This window comes from Micromonospora narathiwatensis (assembly GCF_900089605.1).
GTDB lineage: Bacteria > Actinomycetota > Actinomycetes > Mycobacteriales > Micromonosporaceae > Micromonospora > Micromonospora narathiwatensis.
This window is the reverse complement of sequence record NZ_LT594324.1, coordinates 6,580,106-6,603,076: the sequence shown is the minus strand read 5'-3', so window position 1 is coordinate 6,603,076 and position 22,971 is coordinate 6,580,106. Positions and strand designations below refer to the sequence as shown.

Below are 22,971 nucleotides of genomic sequence, written 5' to 3'. Positions count from 1 at the left end.
GAACCCTGCTGACAACAACGCCGAACCGGAAGCCGTGATAGTCGCGGGACGACCACCGCCGAAGCAGCCCGCGAGGAGGGCGGCCGTGCAATGTGGCAGATCGAACATCACAGCCACGCGGCCGTCGCGGCTCACAGTATCAGGAAAGGCGATCGGGGGCGCGACCGGAAGATCACCGCGAATCGGGACGGGCGTGCGCCGGAGCCGATGTGATGTATGCGTTTTCGTCCGGACGGGCGCGACGGCGGGAACCGTACGCGCTCGCCGTCGATGGCCGCCGTTCGGTAGGGTCGTCCGGGGTCACCCCCCGGAGCCGCAGATGATCACCCGCCGCACCCTCCTCGCCAGCGCTGGCACCATGGTCCTCGCCGGCGGCACGCTTCTCTCCGGCGACAGCTCGTCCCACGCGGGCACCGTACGGTTGCCGCCCCCCTCTGGTGGCGACGACACCGCCTCGCTCAACGCCGCTCTCCGCGCCGGAGCGGGCGGCCTGGTCCAGGGGCCGCACGGCGCCCGTTACCAGGTCAGCGCGCCGCTCGTGGTGCACAGCGGCACGGTGCTGCTCATGTCGGGGTGCACGGTAACCCTGGCCGCCGGCAGCGCCTGCAGCCTCCTCATCAACAAGGCGGCCACCGCCGGCGGTCGCGACCGGGACATCACCGTCCTCGGCGGCACCTGGGTCCGCGCGGAAGGCGTCGGCGGAGTCGGGCCTGACCTGCACACCCTGCGGTGGCGACGCGTGGACGGGCTGACGCTCAACGGTCTGGCGGTGGAGACCGCCAGCGACAAGTACGCCATCTCCCTCGGTGACGTCACCGACACCACGGTCACCCGGATCAGGTTCGCCGTGCACTCCGACGGAGTCCACATCCAGGGCCCTGCCGCACGGACCAGGATCTCCGGGATCCGGGGATCGACGGGCGACGACACGGTCGCCATCACTCCTCGGGACTGGCAGGCCTACGACGACGTGTGGGGGCCGGTGACCGACACGGTCATCGAGGACGTCAGCGCGGCCTCACTCGCCGCGTTGGTCAAGGTGCTCGGCGGGTCGCCGGAGACCGTGGCGTCACGCACCACTGTCCGGGGCGTCACCGGTCTCGCCGGCACCAGCGTCCTCTGGATCGGCGACGACACCGCCGATTGGCGCACCACCGGGGGCCGCGTCGACGAACTGGTCGTGGAGCGGGTCAGTGCGGCCACCCTGCCCGGTCGGGGTGGCGTGGTACGGATCGACGGCTCGTCCGTGGGTCGCGTCCACCTTCGCGGGCTGACGGTCGACGGTCCCGGCGCGAACCGGCCGCTGGTGCACGTCGCCCCGTCCACTCCCACGGCCGTCGACGCCCTCACCGTCGAGGATGTCGACGTCACGCGGCTCGGCACCGCTTCCCTCCTGTCGATCGACGCGAAGGCGACGGTCCGGAGTCTGCGGGTGGAGCGGTTGACCGTCGGCGGCACGTCGTCCGGTGCCAGGGCCATCCGGATCGCCGGCGCGGTGGACGACCTGACCCTACGGACGATCACCGTGGCGGCGACCGGTGACAGTCACCTGCTCGAACTGCCTGAGTGGGCGGCGAAGGCCACGGTCCGGCAGGCGACTCTCTCCGGTGTGCGGGGCGTCGGCAATGGCGGCGGCCTGGTCACCGCACCGGCGGCCACGCACACCCTGCCGCGGCTGGTCGTCGACGACGTGCAGACGACCGGAATGGTCTGGCTGGCCGACCTCAACACCGAGACCGAGCTGCTGTTGTCGAAGGTGACCATCGACGACAGCACCGGCGGGTTCGCGAAGGTGCGCGGGTCGGGCGCCGTGGTGGTCCGCGGCGACGGGCTACGTTCCGCGCCCGGTTCACGAGGAGTGGCGGTGACCAGCGGCGGTTCGGTGGTCTCGTACGCACCGGACCTGGCGGTCGACGTCAGCGAACTCGTCAGGGTGGACGGTAGCCGGGCCACGAACACCAACGCTCGCCTGCCGTGCGGCACAGGGCCGGTGGTGTGTACCGGCTTGACCTGGCAGCACCTCCAGACCGGCGCCACCTACTGATCGGCTGCGGTGAGGTCTTCGCCGTCGGCGTACTCACAAGGCCTTGCGGGACAGCACGCGCCTGAGGTCCACGGGGGTGATCGCCCGCGAGGCCAGCACCGCGGCGCCGAACATGCCGGCGGCCAACATTGCCTCGACCGGCCACGGAAGCCGGACCAGCCAAAACACGACAATCGTGGCGGCGCCGAGGGCGAGGACGGCCGCCATCTCCCGCACGGGCAGTCGCGACGTCATCGCCCGCGCCGCCAACAAGCAGGTCGTGACGCCGATGACGAACTCCGTCGCGGCCGCGACCGCGGCGGCACCCGTGGCTCCCCATCGGGCGCAGGCCCAGAACTGTGCCGCGAGGTTGACCACCGCCACCGAGACGGTCAACACCGCGATCGGCCGTACGACGCCCAGCGCGGAGCAGATCGTCGTGCCGACATAGCCGAGGGTGATGCCGATGAAGGCCACGGCGAGCAGGACCAGGGGCCTGACCGCCGGGGCGAAGTCGTCTCCGTAGAGATAGCCGACCAGGGCGGGAGCGAGGGCGATCAGCATGACCGCCGTACCCGCGCCGATCACGGCGCCGGTGCGCGTCGCCAGGCTGAAGATCAGATTGCGGCGCTGGGCGTCCATGGACAAGCTGGTCGCCACGATCGGGAGCAGGGGAGCCACCAACATGGCCGGGCCGAGCTGGGCGACGTCGAGGAACTTGTACGCGGCCGAGTAGTAGCCCACCTCGGCGGCGCCCCGGACGTGGAACAGGATCACCGAGCCGAGCCGGTAGTAGGCCATGACCGCCAGCGCACTGATCGCGAGCGGCCAGCTCAGCGCGAAGATCCGACCCGCCTCCGCCCACGACGGTCGGCCGAGTGGCACCAGCCTTCGGTTGATCAGCACGCCGACGCAGGTCTGCACCGCGACGACGGCGACGAAGAACCAGCCGAGCAGCACGACGTCGCCGCCGGTGCGGGCGATGGCCACGACCGCGATCAGCCAGAGGACGCCCTGAATGAGGGCGAGGACCGAGGACACCTCGGGACGAAAGCGGGCCGTCGCGCCGGCGGTGAGCACCGACGCCGCGGACAGCGGCGTCGCCACGGCGACGACGCCGACGACCGAGCTGGACTCTCCGAAAAGCCCTCGGGCGGCGGCGATGAGCAGGACGACGGTCGCGACCAGCGCCACCGACGTGCGGATGACCAGGCCGGTACTCAGGATTCGGCCGGCGGACGCCTTCTCCCGCGCTATCCGGGAACTCACGGTGATCGTCGTGCCCATGTCGGCGACCTGTGCCGCCGCCGTGCCCAGGGTGAGCGCGAGGGCGAAGACACCGTACCCGTCCGGGTTCAGATAGCGGGCCAGGACGGAGTTGGTCGCCATGCCGACGGCCATGCCGAGAAGCCGGAGGCCGAGAGAGACGGCCGTGGCCATGCTGAGCCCGCGCGCCGACCGCGAGCCCGCTGGCGGTCCGGTCGCTTCGGAATCCGCCGCTACGGTGCCCGCCCGGGTGCCGAGGTCCCCCGGCGTGTTCGTGGTCTGTCCAGGAGAGGTCAACGGAGACACTCCCCGAAGATGCGTTCATACCCGTCGAGCCAGCTCTCGCGGCCGTGCTGTTGCTCGACGTATGCGACGCCGCCGCCGCGGAGTTCCAGCATCGCCGATGCCCGCTCGGCCGTCAGTTCTGACGGGTCCTCCACCACGAGGCCACCGCAGCGGGCGACCAGTTCCGTCCCGGGATCACCCCGGAACGCCACGACCGGCAGCCCGGCGGCGGTCGCCTCAAGCACGCAGGTCGGCGTGCCGTCGGTCTCGGCCCCGCAGTAGAGGTAGAAGTCGCTGGCCGCGAGGAGGTCGGGTACGTCCTCCCGGTGGCCCGTGAAGTGCACGTCGGTGTTGCCCGCGCTGAGCCGTTCCAGCCGCTCGCGGTCGGGCCCGTCGCCGACGACGAGCAGGGCGCTTCCGCTGGCCGTTGCCGCCGCGATGGCCCGGTCGTGCCGCTTGGCGGCGTGCAGCCGCGCGGCGAGGACGGCGACCCGGCGGTCCTGGAGGTGGCTCGGCAGCAACTGTCGGCGCAACGCCGCCCGCGCCGGGGCCGACGGGGCGGCGTAGCGCCGGGTGTCGATCGAATTCGGGACCACGACGAGCTTGTCCCGGCCGACCACGGGTTCCAGGTCGCTGGCCACGGCCGCGCTGACGCAGACCACCCGGGAGACGTGCTCGGCCGCGCGCGCGTAACCCGCGAGCAGCAGCCGGCCGGCCGGACCGCCCATCCACCGCCCGTGCTCCGTCCAGACCACCGGCGCTCGGCGGGACAGGGGCGCGGTCAGGGCGATCTGTTCCCGCTTGAACTGGAGGTGGTAGATCGAGGAGTCGGCGATGGTCCGCGTCCGGTGTCGCTCGATGGGCACCCGTAGGAGGCCGGTGGCCATCGTCCGACGCGACCATTTCGGGCCGAGCCCGATCTCTCGTCGGGTCAGGCTGTGCTCGTCCCACCCCGGGCACCGGCCGTACAGGACCACGTCGTGGCCGCGATCCCGCATTCCCTGGCCGAGCGCGACGGTGTGCGCCTCGGCACCGCCGGCGCTATCCGAGACGGAGACCATCGTGATGGTCAACCTGGACAATACGGTCCTCTCCTCAGCGGCTTCGCGTCTTGCCGTCGGCCCGGCTCTGCTGGGTGGCGGTGTACTCGTGAAGGAAGCGGATGGCGGCGTCCGCCGTGTCGATCGGCTTCGCGCCGAGGTCGTACGCGGCGACGATGGCCTCCCCGATCGCCGCGGCGCCGCTGTCGCGGGCGACGGCGGTGGCCAACTCGCCCAGACCACCGCAGGGAGCCACCGCGGTCGGTACGCCCAGCCTGGCCGCCACCGCGAGCACGCCGGACTGGCTGGCGACCTCGTACGGGGCGACGACGACGTCGGCGGCGGCGACCAGCGCGGTGAACTCGTCGACGTCCAGATAGCGGTAGGCGGTCGTCACGGCCGCCCCGGTCTGTTCGACCAGCGCGTCGACCTGCCGGCCCGGTCCGAGATCCGCCCCGACCACCGCTCCCCGCCAGCCCGGCAACCGCGCCACGGCCTCGACGAACACCGCCGGGTTCTTGTCCGCCCGGACCTGACCGGGCAGGAGGGCCAGCCTGCCGCCGTCCGGCTTCAGCTCCCGGTGCCAGTGCTCGACGAGTGCCGGCTGCACGGGTGGGGTCCACTGCACCAGGGGAACCCGGCCGACGTTGGCCACGCCCCGGGCGAGCAGGCTCTGCCGGTCGGCCTCCGAGTAGACGAGGACCCGGTCGGCGTCCTGGAGCGCGCTGCGCAAGGCCCGTCCGCCTCCGGGGGCGTTCGACCGGACGAAGGTGTTGTGCGGGCTGGCGACGACGGTCGCGGCGCGGCGCCGGGCCACCGAGACGAGTTCCGGGGTGAGCGCGAACATGCCCTGGACATGGACGATGTCCTCCGGACCGATCACCCGGTGCAGGTGCGGCAGGGTGCGCAGGAGATAGCGCGCCGATGTCCGGGCCTGGCGGACGACCCGGTTGGGCGAGGCCCGGTGCCAGGTGACGCATCGGCACAGGACCACCGGGGCAGGCGCCTCGTCGCAGTCGTCGGCGGTGTGCACGACGACGTCCACGCCGAGTGCGGTCAGACCGGCGGCAACCTCGACGGCGTGGTTGAAGACCCCGCCCCGGCCTCCTGACTCGATCAGATGAACGCGCCGGATCACCGCGCCGCCTCCCGGTCGGTGAGGGCCGAGATGGAGGCGACCAGCTCGCGTACCGCCTCGGGCCAGCCGAGTGCCGCGCAGCGCTGCCATCCCGCACGCTCCCGCGCCTGCCGCGCGGACACGTCCCGCAACCCGTCGACGACCGCGTCGGCGAAGGAACCCGGTTCGTCGGCGACCAGGCAGGCGTCGACGCCGCGTACGACGTGCGGCAGGCCCTGCGCCGCGAACGGGCTCATGACCACGGAACGCCCACGCGACATCGACTCGGTCAGCTTGAGCTGCGAGCCACCGCCGGTGGTGGCGGGGGCGACGGTCAGTGCGGCTCCCGCGTAGGCGTCGGCCACGTCGTCGAGCGTGCCGAGCACGGTCACCCCGGGAACGGCGGCGAGTTCGTGGCGCAACGCTTCGCTACGCCGGCCGGCGACCACCAGTTGAGCCGCCGGACGCTCGGCGCGGACGAGTGGCCAGCTGTCCCGGACGAACGCGCGCAGTGCCAGCACGTTCGGCTCGTAGTCGTACGAGGCCAGCGCGAGGACGTATCCGTCCGGTGGCGAGGGGGTGTAGGGCCATCCGTCCACACCGTTCGGGGCCAGGACGACATCGCGGGCCCAGCCGCGCAGCACGTCCACGTCCGGCTGGGAGAGCGCGACGCAGAGCGCGGCGCGTGCGGCCACTCTGGGCTCCCAGAAGGCGGCCTTGGTCGCCTCGGCGCGGCGGGCCATCCGTTGCCACCCACGGGCCGCCGTCACCAGCGTCCGCAGGCGTCGGCTCTCGATGTTGGCGAATTCGACGACCTGCGGTTGCTGTCGTGACGACGGAGGTGCCCACGCCGCCAGGTAGGAGTGGGACCAGTACACCGCGTCGGGCCGGAACTCGTCGCAGAGCGCACCGAGGGAGTCGGCGACCGGCACCAGGTAGTGCCCGCCCAGGTGCGGACGGCCCGACGCCCGGGTACGGACGGCGGACGGCGGTGACCAGGGCAGTGGGCGGGTGGGGACCGGCCCGTCCGGCTGCCGCTTGCCGTGATCGGGGAAGGTGACCAGCACGTCCACGTGGTTGCTCAGCGCCTCGGCCACGCGTGCGGTACGGATGCGGCCCCCGTGCTGCGCCGGCCAGGGCGGTTCGACGCTGACGACGAGTACCCGCTTCATCGTCCACGGACCAGTTCGGTCTCCAGCAGATCGCGCAGCAACGTGCCGCGGCCTGCCCAACCGTGTTCCGCCGCGCTCGCCATCCGATCGTCCACGACGGCGTCGGTGACCGGCTGGAGCAGATCCAGCAGGCGAGCGGGGAAGCCGTCGGCCTCGGTCACCGCCACGTGGGAGTTGGTCAGCGCGAGTTCGGTGACCGCCGGAAGCCGGGTGCTCAGCACCGCCAGCCCGGAGGACAGGTATTCGAAGCACTTCAGGGGACTGACCCCCCGCGTGTAGTCGTTGATCTCGTACGGGATGAGCCCGACGGCGCAGGTCCCGGCCAGCTCGGCCAGCTGGGCGGGGGTGAGCGTGCCGACGTGGCGGGCGCCGAGTTCTTCGAGCCGCCGCAGCTCCGCGTCGAAACTGCCCCCACCGGCCGCCAGCGGACCGGCGAGCAGCAGCTCCCCGTGCCCGCGCAGGGCGACGGCGACCGATTCGAGAAGTCGCACGTCGAGCTTGTGTACGGTGAGATTGCCGGAGAACAGAACGGTGGGCCGACGGTCGGCCGCCGGCCTGCTCGCCGCGGTGAAGACCGACACGTCCGCGACGTTCGGCAGGAGTTCGACCCGGGGGAAGCCGGCGGTGACGAGATGCTCCTGGACGGCCTTGCTCGTGGCGATGGCGACGGCGGTACGCGACGACAACGACCTCTCCCCGCCAGCCACGGCAACGGCATCCACGCCGGGGAAGGTCGCCAGGAGGTCCACGCAGTGGTAGACGACGACGTCCGCCGCCTCTTCCAAGCCGTACGTGACGGGCGTGAACGTCCACAGCACCCGGGGACGTGAGCTGCTGAGCCAGTTGGTGGTGGCGCGCCTGAGCAGGGCCCGGTTGAGCGGGCGGGTCGGCGTCCGATGCACCGGCAGCACGAGCGGCGACACGATCTGTGCCCCGGCCGGCCGGGGGCGGTGTGCCGGTGCTTCCCGACCGCCGGCCGCCTTCCGGACCCGCGAGGCCATCCGGACGAGGTCGTCCCGGCTGAACCTGGGCCGACGCAGCCCCAGTGACTCGACGAACGTCACCTTCGTGCCCTGCGCGAGCTCACGCGCGACGTAGTGCTGGTTCGTCGCGATCGGGGAGTCCCATTCCGCGGTACCCAACATCAGCACATTCGGCACGGGCGACGCCGTCACCATGAAGTCATCCCCCGCTCGCAGTGCACTGAGCCCGGCAAGAGTATGCGTGGGTTCTCCGGTCCGGGCCAATACCGGCACTCCTGGCCGGTCCGGCGACCCGTGTCCGTGCCTACCCCTGTTCGGTCAGCCATTCGGCCACGTTCGCCTGGAAGACCTGTGGTGTGAAACGCCGGGCATTGGTCATCGCCGCCTGGGCGGACAGCTCCGACGCCCGACGAATCGGGTCCATGTAGTCGGCCGGGTCGGTGGCGTTGAGGAGGAAGCCGGTCTCGCCGGTCGTCACGGTCTCCAGCAGCCCACCGCGGGCCCACCCCACCACGGGGGTGCCACAGGCCTGCGCCTCCACCGGGATCATGCCGAAATCCTCGAGCGCCGGGTAGAGCAACGCCACCGCTCCCCAATACAGCTCGCGGAGTCGTTCCCTCGTCGGCCTGATCTCGAACTCGACCGGTACGTCGACGCGGGCGGCGAGCCGGCGCAGGTTCTCCTCCTCGGGCCCTCCGCCCGCGATGACCAGCGGCCGGCGGGCCGCCGCGGCGATCTCGATCATCAGGTCGAAGTTCTTGTACGGGATCCAGCGGCCGACGCCCAGGAGGTAACGACGATCCTGGTCGCGCACCTGCGCCGGGGCCGCCCCGAAGTAGTCGACTTCCACCGGCGGGTTGATCACCCTGGCGTCGCGTCCCCAGAAGCGGCGGATCCGTGCCTGGACCTCCCGCGAGTTCGCCGCGTAGCTGTGGACGTGCCGGCTCAGCCGTTTGTCGCCCGCCTGGAGCACGGCGCGCATCGGCGCGAGCATCGCGTTGGCCCCCCGCTGGTCCAGCTCCGGGCTCCAGACGTAGCGGGCGGGTGAGTGCACGTAGCTCAGGTGCCGGGTCCGGTCGGGGTCTCCGATGCGGACCGTGTGCGCGAAGGCGTGACTCGACGAGACGACGACGTCGTAGTGCTTGCGGGTCAGGGTGCGCCAGGTGAGCGGCATGAGCGGAAGCGCGAGCGCCTTGCTGCGCCGCAACGGCGTCCTCGCCAGCCAGGACTCGTGGAGTTCCTGGTCCACCGTCGCGTCGTGGTCCTTCCAGAGCACGAATCGTTCCGCGTGCGGCACGACCTCGGCCATGCTGAGGAACACCTGCTCGGAACCGCCGGTGGCACCGAACCACTCGTGGACCAGCGCGACGGAGCGGTCGGTGAGGGGGCGGAGTGAGGCGTCGGAGGTGGAGGAGACGAGGCTCACCGGGCGGACACCGTCCTCAGAAGACGACCACGTCGCGGACGTAGTTGGCGAAGCGCCGCAACTGGTACGCCTCCGGCACCGGCGAGGTCATCCGGATCACCAGTTGCCGATCGATCGCTCCGTCCTCGCCGCTGCGGAAGTAGGCCACGACGATCAGGCCGTGCCGCTGCCCGCCGTCGACGTCGAGGATCTTCTCGGCGTAGCTGGCGTACTCGCCACTACGGATCCACTGCGTGCCCCACGCCTCCTCGACACCGCGCATGGCGCTCTGCCACTGCTCGTTGCACGGCTGCGGGCAGTTGCGCACGATCACCTCTCCGCCGACGGCCTGGTCGCCCGTCGCGGACGTACCGCACTGGTACTTGACGAACCCTTCGGCGCGACCGGCGAGCGTGCACTGCCAGTTCGTGGGCATCTTCACCGGGAAGCCCAGACCGTCCAGGTTCAACGTCCGTACGGTGTCCCGCTCCTTGAACTTCGGCCACTGGGTCGGCCACGCACCGGGCTTCGGCGGCTCGACGCCGGGCGACTCCGGCGGCGTCGTCGGCAACAGCGGTGGTGCGCTGCTGGCACTGGCCGTGTTCTCCGGCTTCTCCTTGTCGTCACCCGAGCTCGTCAGCACGGCCAGGCCACCGGCACCGGCAAGCACCACCAGCACGACGGCCGCGATCCCGATCCAGAGTCCGGTCCGACGTCGGGGTGGGGCGGAGGGCGTGATCCGGCGGACGGGCGTGCTGAACGGGTCCGGCGGTGGAACGCTCACCGGCTGCGGGTGCCCCGACATCGGCGCGGGGGACACCTGCTGTGGTGCGGCGGAAACCGGCAGCGGCGCCGGAGACACCTGCTGGGGCACCGCGGCGTGCATCGCCCACGGCAGCGGCGATCCGGAGGTGGGGCTCGGCGCGCCGGAGGTCGGCGCTTCGGGGGACGGCTGCGGCAGGTCGGCGGCCGCGCCCGTCTCCGTGATCAGGACCTCCGCCTCCGACTCCGCCGGGTGCAACTCCATGCCGAGTGTCTGGAACAGACGCTGGGCGCCCATCCCCTCCTCCGACGGGTACGCCACCCACGGCTCGGCGGCCGCGAAGTCGGCGTTGGCGTATCGCTGGCCGCCCGGGGTCAGCGCCATGGCGTTGGCCGCGTTCGCGAAGGCCTCCCGCCACGGCTGGTCGGTCGCCGCGGCACCGGCGAGCACCGCCACCGTGACTAGCCGATCCTGACCGTCGACGGCCCACCAGGCCGTGCCCACCTGGCAGACGCCGAGTGCCTCGGTGAACCTGTACGGACCGACCGGTTGCATGCCACAACTCCTCTGCTCATCCGCCGTGCGGATAGTACAGAGGTGACGCTTGTTCCACTGCCGCCGGTCGCTGGTGGGATGCGCGCCGACCAGCCACTACCGACGGTCGGGTCGGCACCCGGCGGCCGCTATCCGGTCGCCACCCGCAACTGCTCGTCGAGGCGGTCGGCGAGGGTCCGCGCGTAGGTCGCGGTCAGGTGGTGGGCGTCGCGGTAGACGAGCACCCCACCGATGACCGGCGCGCACCGGTCGGCCGGGCAGATGGCGTCGTTCAGGTCGACCAGGCGTACGCCGGTCAGGCCCTCGGCCGCGTCGACCTGCGCCGGGCCGATGCCGGCCAGGGCCTCGTCCCGGGGCACGGCGCACCTGGTCAGCTCCTCCCGGTGGGTGGAGACGCACTCGGCGATGTCCCGGCGCGGCGTCGGGGTGTCCCGCACGACCACCACGGGTGCCACCTCCGCGAGCCCCTGCCAGGTCCGGCGCATCGCCTCCACCAGTGCCGTCCGGTTCTGTGCCCCGTGCAACACCCTGCCGTCGCGATAGACGGAGTAGTCGTAGCTGGTGGTGACGATCAGGTCCGGGTGGTCGTCGGCGACCGCGCCGCGCAGCGAACGGTTCCAGGTCACGCACGTCTCGTACGGGCGCTCGTCGGCGCCCGTGGCCACCACGACGTCCATGGCGGGGCAGCCCGATTTCGTGTACGTCAGCAGCTTCCAGTTCCGCCGTTCCGCGATGGATTGCAGGGCGGGCACCCACTGGGCGGCGTGGGAGTCACCGATCAGGGCGACGGTGAACCCGGCGTCGGGGTTGCCGTACGTGCAGCGCAGGACCTTGCTCTCGTCCGGCGCGCCGTGGCAGCCATCGGCGTAGACCGAGGGAATGTCGTCACGGGCCGCCGCGGGCTCGGGCACGATCGACGCTACGTGGTTGACGGGAGTGCCCGCTCCGGTGGTGTCGCCCGGCGTCAGCACGGCGGCGCCCCGGGCGTTCAGCAGGGTCGCGCCATCCGTGGGGCTCACCGCGGTGACGAGGTGGAACACCACGCCCGCGCAGACCGACAGCGCGGTGCAGGACAACCCGACGACGAGCGCGGCCCGGGGCCGCACCGAGAGCTTCCGCGAGTGCCAGACCGGCCGTTCCACGAACCGGCTCGTCAGGTACGCGAGGAGGATCGAGAGCGCCACCGCGGCGGCCGGCAACACGATGCCCGGATCGTCCGTTGGCGCGGTGAACGCCACGATCAGCGGCCAGTGCCAGAGATACAGCGTGTACGAGATGCCGCCGAGGAACTGCATCGGCGGCACGCGCAGAACCGCCACCGGGCCGTACCGGGCGCCCGGGCCGGCCGCGATGACGAGTGCGGTCCCGATGGTCGCGGGCAGCGCCAGCGCGCCCGGGAAGGGCATCGAGTTGTCGAGTGCCACCGCCGAGCCCACGATTGCCGCGATGCCGATCCACCCCGACGCCGACGCCGCGGCACCGCCCAGCCGCCGGAACGGCCACAGGGCGAGCAGTGCGCCGACCGCGAGTTCCCAGATCCGGGTGGTGGTGACGAAGTAGGCCCGGCCGGGTTCGGCCTGGACCAGCAGCACCGACCAGACGAAGGAGGCCAGCCAGAGGACGCCCACCACCGCCAGGGCGAGCCGGCCGAACCGTGGGAGCGTCGCGCCCCGCCGCCGCGCCACCCAGGCGACGGCCACCAGCAGTACCGGCCACAGCAGGTAGAACTGCTCCTCGACCGCGAGGGACCAGAAGTGCTGAACGATGCTCGGGGCCTGCTCGGCGGCGAGATAGTCGACGGACTGGCCGGCGAGCCGCCAGTTGATCATGTAGATGGCGCTGCTCACCGCGTCCCACGCCGTGTCCTTCCAGCGGATGTCCGGCAGGAAGAGGTAGGTGAGGACCAGGGAGGCGAGCAGGACGAGCGCGGAACTGGGCAGCAACCGCTTCGCCCGCCTCGCCCAGAATCCGCCGAGCGACAGGCGCCCGCGGGCCGCCACCTCCGCCACCATCCCGCTGGTGATCAGGTATCCGGAGATGACGAAGAAGACGTCGACCCCGACGAATCCGCCGGAGATGAACGGGACGCCCGCGTGCCAGAGCACGACCAGCAGGACGGCGAGGGCGCGCAGGCCCTCGATGTCCGTCCGGAAGCCGCGACGCGGGCGCGCGCCGGTGCCGGCCGCCGGCGGTGGCGCGGCCGGAGGGTCTGCTGTCACCGGCCGCATGCCCCCACTCCTCTGTTCACCCGCGGTGCGGATAGTACAGAGACGGCGGCGCGCGTTGTCGTCCTGCGGCCGTCCGACGGTTGCGCTCTGAAAGTTTTCATGCATAGAGTCACCGCATGAATGAAAGCGGTGCGGCACCGACCGACCGCCTGCTCGACCTGTTCCACGGCGTACGGCTCACCCCGACCCAGCGCCGGATCGCGCACTGCCTGGTGCAGCACGCGGGCGCGGCGGCGTACCTGTCGGCGGCGGAGGTCGCCGAGCTGGCCGGGGTCAGCCAGCCGTCGGTGACCCGGTTCGCGATGGCGCTCGGCCACGACGGCTACCCCGCGCTGCGCCGCCGGCTGCGGGAACTCTCCGCCACCGGCGGCACCGACCCGACCGACGCCGGCAACGCCCTCCAACGGGCGGTCCGCGCCGAGCTGGGCAACCTCGACCGGCTCGCCGGGCAGCTCGCCGACGCCGACCGGATCGCCGAGGTCGGCAAGCTGCTCGCGGCCAGCCGTCCGCTACCGGTGCTCGGGCTGCGCGCCGCCGCGCCCCTCGCCGCGTACTTCGCGTACTTCGCGGCGAAGGTGCACCCGGACGTGCGGGTGCTCGACGACGGCGGCAGCCTCCTGGCCGACCGGCTCGAACAGGCCGCCGCCGCCGGGGCGACCGGGCTGCTGGCCTTCGTGCTGCCCCGCTATCCCCGGGAGACCCTGGACGCGCTGCGCGAGGCCCGCGACGCCGGGCTGACCGTCGTGGCGATCACCGACTCCCCGGTGAGCCCGGCCACCGAGCACGCCCAGGTGGTGCTGCCCGCCGCCGTCGGCACCGACCTGGTCTTCGACCTGCACACCGCCCCGATGACCCTGGCCATGGTGGTGCTCCAGGCGATCTGCGACGCCACCCCGGCCGAGACCCAGGCCCGGCTCGAGGCGTTCGAGTCGTCCGCCGCCCGCCGCCAGTTGTTCCTCGGCTGAGAGGAGTACGAGATGCACCAGCCCGTCCGCGCCGCCCGCGGCACCACACGCACCGCGAAGGGGTGGCCGCAGGAGGCCGCGCTGCGGATGCTGATGAACAACCTCGACCCGGAGGTGGCCGAGCGCCCCGAGGACCTGGTGGTCTACGGCGGCACCGGGAAGGCCGCCCGGGACTGGCCGTCGTACCACGCGCTGGTCCGGACGCTGACCGAGCTGCGCGACGACGAGACGATGCTGGTGCAGTCCGGCCGCCCGGTCGGCGTCATGCGTACCCACGAGTGGGCGCCCCGGGTGCTGCTGGCCAACTCGAACCTGGTCGGCGACTGGGCCACCTGGCCGGAGTTCCGCCGCCTGGAGCAGCTCGGGCTGACCATGTACGGTCAGATGACCGCCGGCTCCTGGATCTACATCGGCACCCAGGGCATCCTCCAGGGCACCTACGAGACGTTCGCCGCCGTCGCGGCCAAGCGGTTCAATGGCTCGCTGGCCGGCACGCTGACGCTGACCGGCGGCTGCGGTGGGATGGGCGGGGCGCAGCCGCTCGCGGTGACCATGAACGGCGGCGCCTGCCTGATCGTGGACGTGGACCGCAGCCGGCTGGAGCGGCGGGCGCACGACCGCTACCTGGACGAGATCGCCGACTCCCTGGACGACGCGGTCGAGCGGGTGCTGGCCGCGAAGCGGGACCGGCGGGCGCTGAGCGTCGGCGTGGTGGGCAACGCCGCCACGGTCTTCCCGGAGCTGCTGCGCCGGGGCGTCGCCATCGACATCGTCACCGACCAGACCAGCGCGCACGACCCGCTGTCGTACCTGCCGGAGGGGGTGGAGCTGGCCGACGCCCGCGACTACGCGGCGGCGAAGCCGGCCGAGTTCACCGACCGGGCCCGGGCGTCGATGGCCAAGCACGTCGAGGCGATGGTCGGGTTCCTCGACGCGGGCGCGGAGGTCTTCGACTACGGCAACTCGATCCGTGGCGAGGCGAAGCTCGGCGGGTACGAGCGCGCGTTCGACTTCCCCGGCTTCGTGCCGGCGTACATCCGGCCGCTGTTCTGCGAGGGCAAGGGCCCGTTCCGTTGGGCGGCGCTCTCCGGCGACCCGGCCGACATCGCGGCCACCGACCGGGCCATCCTCGACCTGTTCCCGGAGAACGAGTCCCTCGCCCGGTGGATCCGGCTGGCCGGTGAGCGGGTCGCGTTCCAGGGCCTGCCGGCCCGGATCTGCTGGCTCGGCTACGGCGAGCGGGACAAGGCCGGGGTGCGGTTCAACGAGATGGTCGCCTCCGGCGAGCTGAGCGCGCCCGTGGTGATCGGCCGGGACCACCTGGACTGCGGCAGCGTGGCGAGCCCCTACCGGGAGACCGAGTCGATGGCCGACGGCTCCGACGCGATCGCCGACTGGCCGCTGCTGAACGCGCTGGTCAACACCGCCAGCGGCGCGTCGTGGGTGTCCATCCACCACGGCGGCGGGGTGGGCATCGGCCGCTCGATCCACGCCGGCCAGGTCTGCGTCGCCGACGGCAGCGCCCTAGCCGGGCAGAAGATCGAGCGGGTGCTCACCAACGACCCGGCCATGGGCGTCATCCGGCACGTCGACGCCGGCTACGACGACGCCCGCGAGGTCGCCGCCCGCACCGGCGTCCGCGTCCCGATGGCGGAGGGCACGGCGTGAGCGCGAGGAGTGCAGCGCAGCGGAGCCCCGCAGTCGCGAACATCAGAGGCACGGCGTGAGCGCGAGGAGTGCAGCGCAGCGGAGCCCCGCAGTCGCGAACAACGGGAGAACGGCGTGAGCGACCTGGCCGGCCGGTTCCGGGAGCTGTGGGACGAGCTGGCCCCGGTGGGACGCGCGGGCAGCGGAGGCTACCTACGGTACGCGTTCACCGAGCCGGAGCTGTGGCTGCGGGACTGGTTCCGGGAGCAGGCCGCGCGGCGGGGCATGCCGGTGGCCGAGGACGGCAACGGAAACCTGTTCGCCTGGTGGGGCGACCCGGACGCCGGGGACGCGGTGCTGACCGGCAGCCACTTCGACTCGGTGCCGCACGGCGGGGCGTACGACGGGCCGCTCGGCATCGTCAGCGCGTTCCTCGCCGTGGACGAGCTGCGGGCCGCCGGAATCGCCCCGGTCCGGCCGGTGGCGGTGGCCGCGTTCGTGGAGGAGGAGGGGGCCCGGTTCGGCGTACCCTGCCTGGGGTCGCGGCTGCTCACCGGGGAGATCGCGGTGGACCGCGCGGCCGAGCTGCGCGACGCGGCCGGGGTGAGCTTCGCCGAGGCGCTGGGCGACCGGCCGGCGGGCGCCGACCCCGCGCTGCTCGGCCGCTTCGCGGCCTTCGTGGAGCTGCACGTCGAGCAGGGCCGGGCGCTGGTCGACCGGGCCGCGCCGGTCGCCGTGGCCAGCGCGATCTGGCCGCACGGCCGCTGGCGGTTCGACTTCCACGGCGAGGCCAACCACGCGGGTACGACCCGGATGGCCGACCGCCGCGACCCGATGCTCACCTACGCGTTCACGGTGCTCGCGGCGAACAAGGAGGCCCGGCTGCGCGACGCGCACGCCACCGTGGGCCGGGTGTCGGTCGAGCCGAACGCCACCAACGCGATCCCGGCGCGGGTGACCGGCTGGCTGGACGCCCGGGCCGCCGAGCCGGAGACGCTGCACGGCCTGGTCGAGGCGGTACGGGCCAAGGCCGCCGAGCGGGCCCGCCGGGACGGCACCGAACTGGCCTGCACGCAGGAGTCGGCGACCCCCCTCGTCGCGTTCGACGGCGGGCTGGCCGACCGGCTGGCGGCGCTGCTGGACGCGCCGGTGCTGCCCACCGGGGCGGGGCACGACGCGGGGGTGCTCGCCGCGCACCTGCCCACCGCGATGCTGTTCGTGCGCAACCCGAGCGGGGTGTCGCACTCCCCCGCCGAGTCCGCCACCGACGCCGACTGCGCCGCCGGGGTGGTCGCCCTGGCCCGGGTGTTGGAGGAGCTGGCATGCCGCTGACCGGGACGGCGCCGGCGATGCCCCGGACGCCGATGGCACGAGGGGGCGCGACGCCTTTCGAGCTGATGTCGCGGCCGACTCGGCCGGCACGTGGTCGAGTGGTGACGACGACGGACCGACCGACCCGGAACCGGGCGATGTCGCGTACGACTCAGCTCGAAAGGAGGCGAGGACGGTGACCCGTTGGCTGGCCGAGTACGCCTGGCTGCCCGAGCACGCCGAACCCACGCCCGACGTGCTGATCGAGGCCGAGGACGGCCGGATCACCGCGGTCACCCCGCTGGTCGGCGCGGGTAGGCCGGCCGCCGGCGTCGAGGTGCTGGGCGACGCGGTACGCCTGCCCGGGCTCACCCTGCCCGGCCTGGCCAACGCCCACTCGCACGCCTTCCACCGGGCGCTGCGCGGGCGTACCCACGGCGGGCGGGGTGACTTCTGGAGCTGGCGGGACGTCATGTACACGGTGGCCGCCCGGCTCGACCCGGACTCGTACCTGGCCCTGGCCCGGGCCGCGTACGCCGAGATGGCGCTCGCCGGGATCACCTGCGTCGGCGAGTTCCACTACCTGCACCACGGCCCGGACGGCACCCCGTACGCCGACCCGAACGCGATGTCGGCGGCGCTGGTGGCGGCGGCCGGGCAGGCCGGCATCCGGATCACGCTGCTGGACACCGCGTACCTGACCGCGACGGTGGACGGGGATCCGCTGGTCGGGCCGCAGCGGCGGTTCGGCGACGGTAACGCGCTGCGCTGGGCCGAGCGGGTGGCCGCCTTCCGCCCGGAGGACGACCACGCCCGCGTCGGCGCAGCCATCCACTCGGTCCGCGCCGTGCCGGCGGAGCAGCTCGCCACCGTCGCCAATCTGGCCGACCGCGCCGGTGTGCCGCTGCACGTGCACCTCTCCGAGCAGCCGGCCGAGAACGACGCCTGCCGGGCCGTGCACGGCTGCACCCCGACCCGGCTGCTGGCCGACCACGGGGTGCTCGGCCCGCACACCACCGCGGTGCACGCCACCCACCCGACCGGCGCCGACGTCACCCTGCTCGGGGAGAGCCGGACCGGGGTCTGCCTCTGTCCCACCACCGAGCGGGACCTCGCCGACGGGATCGGGCCGGCCCGCCGGATGGCCGAGGCGGGCAGCCCGCTCAGCCTCGGCAGCGACAGCCACGCGGTGGTCGACCTCTTCGAGGAGGCCCGCGCGGTGGAGCTGGACGAGCGGCTGCGTACCCGCCGGCGGGGGCACTTCACCGCCGCCGAGCTGGTAACCGCCGCCACCGTCGGCGGACACGCCGCGCTGGGCTGGGGGGACGCCGGCCGGCTGTCGGTCGGCGACCGGGCCGACCTGGTCACCGTACGGCTGGACAGCGCCCGGACGGCCGGCGTGCCGCCGGTCGGCGCGTTCTTCGCGGCCACCGCGGCCGACGTCACGCACGTGGTGGTCGACGGACGGACCGTCGTGGCCGGGGGCCGGCACCTGACCGTGGACGTGCCGGCCGAGCTGCACGCGGCCATCGCGGAGGTGACCGCATGACCGGCTTCCCGATGCGGCCGGACGGACCGGTTCGGCGGGCGGTGCGACACTCGGGCAGCCTCCTGGTGGACAACATCGGGGAGCTGGTCACCAACTCCCCCGGCGGCGCGGGCGGGCCGCTGGGTCTGCGCCGCGACGTCGCCCTGCTGGTCGAGGACGGGCTGGTGGGCTGGATCGGGCCGGCCCGGGACGCCCCGGCCGCCGACCGGCGGATCGACGCCGCGGGGGCCGCCGTGCTGCCCGGCTTCGTGGACAGCCACGCCCACCTGGTATTCGCCGGGGACCGGGCCGCCGAGTTCGCCGCCCGGATGGCCGGCGAGCCGTACACCGGGGGCGGCATCCGCACCACCGTCGGCGCCACCCGCGCCGCCTCGGACGACGAGCTGCGGGCCACCGTGCAGCGGCTGCACACCGAGGCGATGCGGCAGGGCACCACCACCATCGAGATCAAGAGCGGGTACGGCCTCACGGTCGCCGACGAGGCCCGCTCGCTGCGGATCGCCGCCGAGTTCACCGACGACACCACGTTCCTCGGGGCGCACGTCGTGCCCGCCGAGTACGCCGACCGCCCCGACGACTACGTCGGCATGGTGTGCGGGCCGATGCTGGCCGCCGCCGCGCCGTACGCCCGGTGGATCGACGTGTTCTGCGAGCGGGGCGCGTTCGACGTGGACCACGCCCGGGCGATCCTCGCCTGCGGGCAGGCGGTCGGGCTGGGCGTGCGGGTGCACGCCAACCAGCTCGGTCCCGGGCCGGGCGTGCAGCTCGGGGTGGAACTGGGCGCGGCCAGCGTGGACCACTGCACCCACCTGACCGACGCCGACATCGACGCGCTCGCGGAGAGCAGCACCGTCGCCACCCTGCTGCCCGGGGCGGAGTTCTCCACCCGGTCGCCGTACCCGGACGCCCGGCGGCTGCTCGACGCGGGCGTGACCGTGGCGCTGGCAACCGACTGCAACCCCGGGTCGTCGTACACGTCGTCGATGCCGTTCTGCATCGCGCTCGCCGTACGCGAGATGCGGATGACCCCGGCGGAGGCGGTGTGGGCCGCGACCGCCGGTGGGGCGGCGGCACTACGCCGCGACGACGTCGGGCGGCTGCGGCCCGGCGCCCGGGCCGACCTCATGATCCTCGACGCCCCCTCCCACCTGCACCTGGCCTACCGGCCCGGTGTCCCCTTGATCCGCCAGGTTCTGCACAACGGAGTGCCGCAATGACCGTGACCATCCAGCCCACCGGGATCTCCCCCGCCGACGTGCTCGCCGTCGCCCGCGGCGCCGCCAAGGTCGTCCTCGACCCGGCCGCCGTGGAGGCGATGGCGGCCAGCCGGTCCATCGTGGACGGCATCGAGGCGGCCGGGCGGCCCGTCTACGGCGTCTCCACCGGCTTCGGGGCCCTCGCGAACACCTTCGTGGCGCCCGAGCGGCGGGCCGAGCTGCAACACGCGCTGATCCGCTCGCACGCCGCCGGGGTGGGCGCGCCGATGCCCCGCGAGGTGGTCCGCGCGATGATGCTGCTGCGGGTACGCTCGCTCGCCCTGGGCCGCTCCGGGGTCCGGCCGCTGGTCGCCGAGGCGCTGGTGGACCTGCTCAACCACGAGGTCACCCCGTGGGTGCCGGAGCACGGCTCACTCGGCGCCTCCGGCGACCTGGCCCCGCTGGCGCACTGCGCGCTGGTGCTGCTCGGCGAGGGCTGGGTGCTCGGCCCGGCCGGGGAGCGGATCCCCGGCGGCGAGGCGCTGCGCCGGGTCGGCCTGGCGCCGATCGAGCTGGCCGCCAAGGAGGGGCTGGCCCTGATCAACGGCACCGACGGGATGCTCGGCATGCTGCTGCTGGCCATCCACGACGCCGGGCACCTCTTCGCCATGGCCGACGTGACCGCCGCGCTGGCGATCGAGGCGATGCTCGGCTCGGAACGGCCGTTCCTGCCCGAACTGCACGCCATCCGGCCGCACCCCGGCCAGGAGACCTCGGCGGCCAACATCCACAAGCTGTTGCAGGACTCGGCGGTGATGGACTCGCACCGCCACGACCTGGCGCACGCGGTGCAGGACGCCTACTCGATGCGCTGCGCCCCGCAGGTGGCCGGCGCGGCCCGGGACACCCTCGACTTCGTCGCGACCGTGGCCGGGCGGGAGCTGCGGTCCGTGGTGGACAACCCGGTGGTGCTGCCGGACGGGCGGGTCGAGTCGACCGGCAACTTCCACGGCGCGCCACTCGGCTTCGCCGCCGACTACCTGGCCATCGCCGCCGCCGAGGTGGGCGCCATCGCCGAGCGCCGGGTGGACCGGCTGCTCGACGTCACCCGTTCCCGGGACCTGCCCGCGTTCCTCTCCCCCGACGCCGGGGTCAACTCCGGGCTGATGATCGCCCAGTACACGGCGGCCGGGATCGTCGCGGAGAACCGGCGGCTCGCCGCGCCCGCGTCGGTGGACTCGCTGCCCACCAGTGGCATGCAGGAGGACCACGTCTCGATGGGCTGGGCGGCGGCCAAGAAGCTGCGTACCGTGCTGGACAACCTGGCCAGCCTGCTCGCGGTGGAGCTGCTGGCCGCCGTACGCGGGCTTCAGCTCCGGGCGCCGCTGACCCCGTCGCCGGCCGGCCGGGCCGCGCTGGCCGCCCTCGCGGACGTGGTGGGCGGGCCCGGACCGGACGTGTTCCTCGCCCCGCTGATGGAGGCCGCCCGGGAGGTGCTGCGCGGGCCCGAGCTGCGCGCGGCGATCGAACGGGAGGTCGGCCCGCTCGGCTGAGCGGGGCCTCGCCTCGGACGCTGCGGCGCACCACACTGGAAGGCAGGACACCGACGCCCCGGCCGGTGGAACACGCTCATCGTGGCCGGGGCCGGCGGGAGCACTCGCCGTCGTGGTCAGGCCGCAGCAGGCAGCGCCGGCCGCCAGGGAGGACCTGGTCGCAGAAGACCCAGTGGCGTACGTTCTGGTCGTCCTCAGGTGAGACCGTGGTGCCGCCGGGTTCGGTCTGTGGCAACGCGTGGGTCCAGTGCGCCACCACCCGGGCGAGCCGCTGGGCGGAGACCAGGTCGTTGACGACCACCGGCAGGTGGATCACCCAACGTTCGGTCATCACCCCTGGCTCCGCTCGTTGCGGGCACGGGCCTGCTCGGACTGCCAACGGCGTAACGCGGCCCTGATCCGATCGGTCTCCCGCCGGCTCTGCCCGAGCGCGTCGTAAACGGCGGCCAGGTCACCGGCGACCCGGTCGAGAAAGTCCTGCACCTCTCGCGGGGCGAATTCGTACCGGAATTCCGTGCCTCGGGGCGGTGGCCGCTCGCACTCCTTTCGCGGCGGCCGAAATGATCGACCGATATGGGTAGCGTGCCCACTACGCTGTGAATACGGCAGCCGTGAGCAGTGGGCCCACGCGGCAGCCCACAGGCTGAGAGGCGAGATGCACGGTTTCGGAGAGATACTCAGGCGACACCGCAAGGCAGCCGGCTGGTCGCTGCGGAGTTCGCCGAGCTGACCAGGTACGACTTCGGCTACCTGGGGCAAATCGAGCGCGGCACCCGCCCGGCGAGCACCGAAGTGGTCGCCGCCTACGACCGAGTGTTGGCCGCCGACGGTGCACTGGAAGCCGCGTACGCGAGCAGGCAGGCAGGCGACAAGGACATGCGCAGACGGGCGATCCTCCAGGCGATGGGTGCGCTCGCCGCAGCACCCGCAGTGGACCGAATGGTCGGCTGGGAAGCCCTGCGGCAAGGGCTCAGCGCCGCCGTCAATATCGACTTCGACGAGTGGGCGGAGATCGTCGCCGGCTACGAGCGTGGCTACTACCTCCAGCCGCACGACCAGTTGATGACCCAGCTCGGGCGGGACCTGATGGTGTTGCAGCACCAGGTCGCCGCCGACAGCGGGCGGCGTCGACCCTTGCTGCTGCGCGCCGCCGGCCACCTGTCGGTGATCGTCGCGCTCAGCCTGGTCGCATCCGGGCAGGCACTGCTTGCCAGGCGGTGGTGGGCCAGCGCCCAGCGGGCCGCCGACGAGTCCGGCGATGCCGAAACGCGGGTGCTCACGCGCGCGTGGGACGTGGTCAACGGCTGCTACGACGGCCGCGCCCCGGCCGCCGTGGTTGCGCTGTCCGACGAAGTGCTGCCGCTCGTGGACGCGGCCCCGTCGGCGGCCACGTGCGGGCTGCTCGCCGGGCGAGCCCAGGCCCTGTCTCTCGCCAGCCGGCACGACGACGCGGTGGTCGCCGTGCGGCAGTTGGCCGAGCATGTGGACGCGCTGCCCGATGCAGTGACCGCCGACGTGGAGTCGCTGTGGGGATGGCCAGAGCATCGGCTGCGGCACACCGAGTCGTGGGTGTACACCCACGCCGGCAACCGGCAGGCGGCCACCGCCGCGCAGGAACGAGCGCTGCAGTTGTACCCGGCGTCGCAGGCGCGGCTGCGCACGCAGGTACAACTGCACCAGGCGGCGGCGCTGATCCGGGGCGGGCACATTCCTGACGGGCTGCGCATGGCTGCCGACCTGCTTGACCAGCTACCCAGCGAGCAGCAGAACCAACTCGTGAGGGCAGTGGCCGGCCACGTAGTCGCTGCCGTGCCGGAGGGCGAGCAACAGCGGCCGGCATATGGGGACCTCGTGGAGCGGGTGCGGGCTTAGCTCCGTAGCATCCGGGCATACTTGTCTATGCCACCCACCGG

General features: G+C 73.0%; 17 protein-coding genes and 1 pseudogene. 8 read left to right on the top strand and 10 right to left on the bottom strand.

Annotated features, from left to right (window positions below; genetic code table 11):
* The first annotated feature begins 319 nt into the window (after positions 1–319).
* On the top strand, positions 320–2,044 hold the full coding sequence (locus GA0070621_RS29260) for a hypothetical protein (protein ID WP_091201785.1): 1,725 nt from the start codon (positions 320–322) through the stop codon (positions 2,042–2,044).
* Between the two features lie 33 nt (positions 2,045–2,077).
* On the opposite strand, the gene GA0070621_RS29255 is transcribed toward GA0070621_RS29260, so the two are convergent.
* The 8 genes from GA0070621_RS29255 to GA0070621_RS29220 form a co-directional block, all read right to left on the bottom strand.
* The gene (locus tag GA0070621_RS29255; RefSeq protein ID WP_091201783.1) at positions 2,078–3,463 is read right to left on the bottom strand and encodes an oligosaccharide flippase family protein; all 1,386 of its coding nucleotides are present in this window, start codon (positions 3,461–3,463) and stop codon (positions 2,078–2,080) included.
* A 119-nt stretch (positions 3,464–3,582) separates the two neighbouring features.
* A complete protein-coding gene (locus GA0070621_RS29250; RefSeq protein WP_091201781.1) occupies positions 3,583–4,647 on the bottom strand; it encodes a glycosyltransferase family 4 protein in 1,065 nt (354 codons plus the stop codon).
* Positions 4,648–4,669: 22 nt separating this feature from the next.
* On the bottom strand, positions 4,670–5,752 hold the full coding sequence (locus GA0070621_RS29245; protein WP_167667585.1) for a glycosyltransferase: 1,083 nt from the start codon (positions 5,750–5,752) through the stop codon (positions 4,670–4,672).
* Entirely contained in the window at positions 5,749–6,903 is a 1,155-nt protein-coding gene (locus GA0070621_RS29240) for a glycosyltransferase family 4 protein (protein WP_091201777.1), read from the bottom strand. The genes GA0070621_RS29245 and GA0070621_RS29240 overlap by 4 nt, the downstream gene beginning before the upstream one ends.
* Positions 6,900–8,048, bottom strand: a complete 1,149-nt coding sequence (locus tag GA0070621_RS29235; RefSeq protein WP_167667584.1) for a glycosyltransferase family protein — start codon at positions 8,046–8,048, stop codon at positions 6,900–6,902. The genes GA0070621_RS29240 and GA0070621_RS29235 overlap by 4 nt, the downstream gene beginning before the upstream one ends.
* A gap of 142 nt (positions 8,049–8,190) precedes the next feature.
* Positions 8,191–9,312, bottom strand: coding sequence for a glycosyltransferase (locus GA0070621_RS29230; RefSeq protein ID WP_091201771.1), 1,122 nt, complete (start codon positions 9,310–9,312; stop codon positions 8,191–8,193).
* 16 nt (positions 9,313–9,328) lie between these two features.
* Complete coding sequence (locus GA0070621_RS29225) at positions 9,329–10,609, bottom strand: hypothetical protein (protein ID WP_091201769.1); 1,281 nt, start codon at positions 10,607–10,609, stop codon at positions 9,329–9,331.
* Between the two features lie 128 nt (positions 10,610–10,737).
* Positions 10,738–12,837, bottom strand: coding sequence for an acyltransferase family protein (locus GA0070621_RS29220; RefSeq protein WP_167667583.1), 2,100 nt, complete (start codon positions 12,835–12,837; stop codon positions 10,738–10,740).
* Positions 12,838–12,953: 116 nt separating this feature from the next.
* Here GA0070621_RS29220 and GA0070621_RS29215 point away from each other — a divergent pair, with 116 nt between their 5' ends.
* The 6 genes from GA0070621_RS29215 (at position 12,954) to hutH (ending at position 21,058) form a co-directional block, all read left to right on the top strand.
* The gene (locus GA0070621_RS29215) at positions 12,954–13,802 is read left to right on the top strand and encodes a MurR/RpiR family transcriptional regulator (protein WP_091201764.1); all 849 of its coding nucleotides are present in this window, start codon (positions 12,954–12,956) and stop codon (positions 13,800–13,802) included.
* A 12-nt stretch (positions 13,803–13,814) separates the two neighbouring features.
* Entirely contained in the window at positions 13,815–15,470 is a 1,656-nt protein-coding gene (gene hutU, locus GA0070621_RS29210; RefSeq protein WP_091201761.1) for a urocanate hydratase, read from the top strand.
* Positions 15,471–15,584: 114 nt separating this feature from the next.
* Positions 15,585–16,781, top strand: coding sequence for an allantoate amidohydrolase (locus tag GA0070621_RS29205; protein ID WP_091201759.1), 1,197 nt, complete (start codon positions 15,585–15,587; stop codon positions 16,779–16,781).
* Positions 16,782–16,956: 175 nt separating this feature from the next.
* On the top strand, positions 16,957–18,309 hold the full coding sequence (locus GA0070621_RS29200; RefSeq protein ID WP_091201756.1) for a formimidoylglutamate deiminase: 1,353 nt from the start codon (positions 16,957–16,959) through the stop codon (positions 18,307–18,309).
* Positions 18,306–19,526, top strand: coding sequence for an imidazolonepropionase (hutI, locus tag GA0070621_RS29195; RefSeq protein WP_231920980.1), 1,221 nt, complete (start codon positions 18,306–18,308; stop codon positions 19,524–19,526). The genes GA0070621_RS29200 and hutI overlap by 4 nt, the downstream gene beginning before the upstream one ends.
* Positions 19,523–21,058 (top strand): histidine ammonia-lyase, encoded by a 1,536-nt coding sequence (gene hutH / locus GA0070621_RS29190; protein WP_091201755.1) that lies wholly within the window; start codon positions 19,523–19,525, stop codon positions 21,056–21,058. The genes hutI and hutH overlap by 4 nt, the downstream gene beginning before the upstream one ends.
* 76 nt (positions 21,059–21,134) lie before the next feature.
* Here hutH and GA0070621_RS29185 read toward each other — a convergent pair whose 3' ends face one another.
* Together GA0070621_RS29185 and GA0070621_RS30605 are read right to left on the bottom strand one after the other, a co-directional pair.
* Positions 21,135–21,389 carry a hypothetical protein gene (locus GA0070621_RS29185; protein ID WP_091201753.1) on the bottom strand — a complete coding sequence of 85 codons (255 nt, stop codon included), beginning with the start codon at positions 21,387–21,389 and terminating at the stop codon, positions 21,135–21,137.
* A pseudogene (locus GA0070621_RS30605) lies at positions 21,389–21,550 on the bottom strand (DivIVA domain-containing protein); the annotation flags it as partial. The pseudogene GA0070621_RS30605 and the gene GA0070621_RS29185, both read right to left, overlap by 1 nt.
* Positions 21,551–21,850: 300 nt before the next feature.
* On the opposite strand from GA0070621_RS30605, the gene GA0070621_RS29175 reads away from it, so the two are divergent.
* Complete coding sequence (locus tag GA0070621_RS29175) at positions 21,851–22,930, top strand: XRE family transcriptional regulator (protein WP_167667581.1); 1,080 nt, start codon at positions 21,851–21,853, stop codon at positions 22,928–22,930.
* The last annotated feature ends 41 nt before the right edge of the window (positions 22,931–22,971 follow it).

Coding starts and splice junctions, on each gene's coding strand:
- GA0070621_RS29215 (WP_091201764.1), top strand. CDS start 12,954: ATGAATGAAAGCGGTGCGGCACCGACCGACCGCCTGCTCGACCTGTTC.
- GA0070621_RS29220 (WP_167667583.1), bottom strand. CDS start 12,837: ATGCGGCCGGTGACAGCAGACCCTCCGGCCGCGCCACCGCCGGCGGCC.
- GA0070621_RS29255 (WP_091201783.1), bottom strand. CDS start 3,463: ATGGCCACGGCCGTCTCTCTCGGCCTCCGGCTTCTCGGCATGGCCGTC.
- hutH (WP_091201755.1), top strand. CDS start 19,523: ATGACCGTGACCATCCAGCCCACCGGGATCTCCCCCGCCGACGTGCTC.
- GA0070621_RS29225 (WP_091201769.1), bottom strand. CDS start 10,609: ATGCAACCGGTCGGTCCGTACAGGTTCACCGAGGCACTCGGCGTCTGC.
- GA0070621_RS29235 (WP_167667584.1), bottom strand. CDS start 8,048: ATGTTGGGTACCGCGGAATGGGACTCCCCGATCGCGACGAACCAGCAC.
- hutU (WP_091201761.1), top strand. CDS start 13,815: ATGCACCAGCCCGTCCGCGCCGCCCGCGGCACCACACGCACCGCGAAG.
- GA0070621_RS29260 (WP_091201785.1), top strand. CDS start 320: ATGATCACCCGCCGCACCCTCCTCGCCAGCGCTGGCACCATGGTCCTC.
- hutI (WP_231920980.1), top strand. CDS start 18,306: ATGACCGGCTTCCCGATGCGGCCGGACGGACCGGTTCGGCGGGCGGTG.
- GA0070621_RS29185 (WP_091201753.1), bottom strand. CDS start 21,389: ATGACCGAACGTTGGGTGATCCACCTGCCGGTGGTCGTCAACGACCTG.
- GA0070621_RS29240 (WP_091201777.1), bottom strand. CDS start 6,903: ATGAAGCGGGTACTCGTCGTCAGCGTCGAACCGCCCTGGCCGGCGCAG.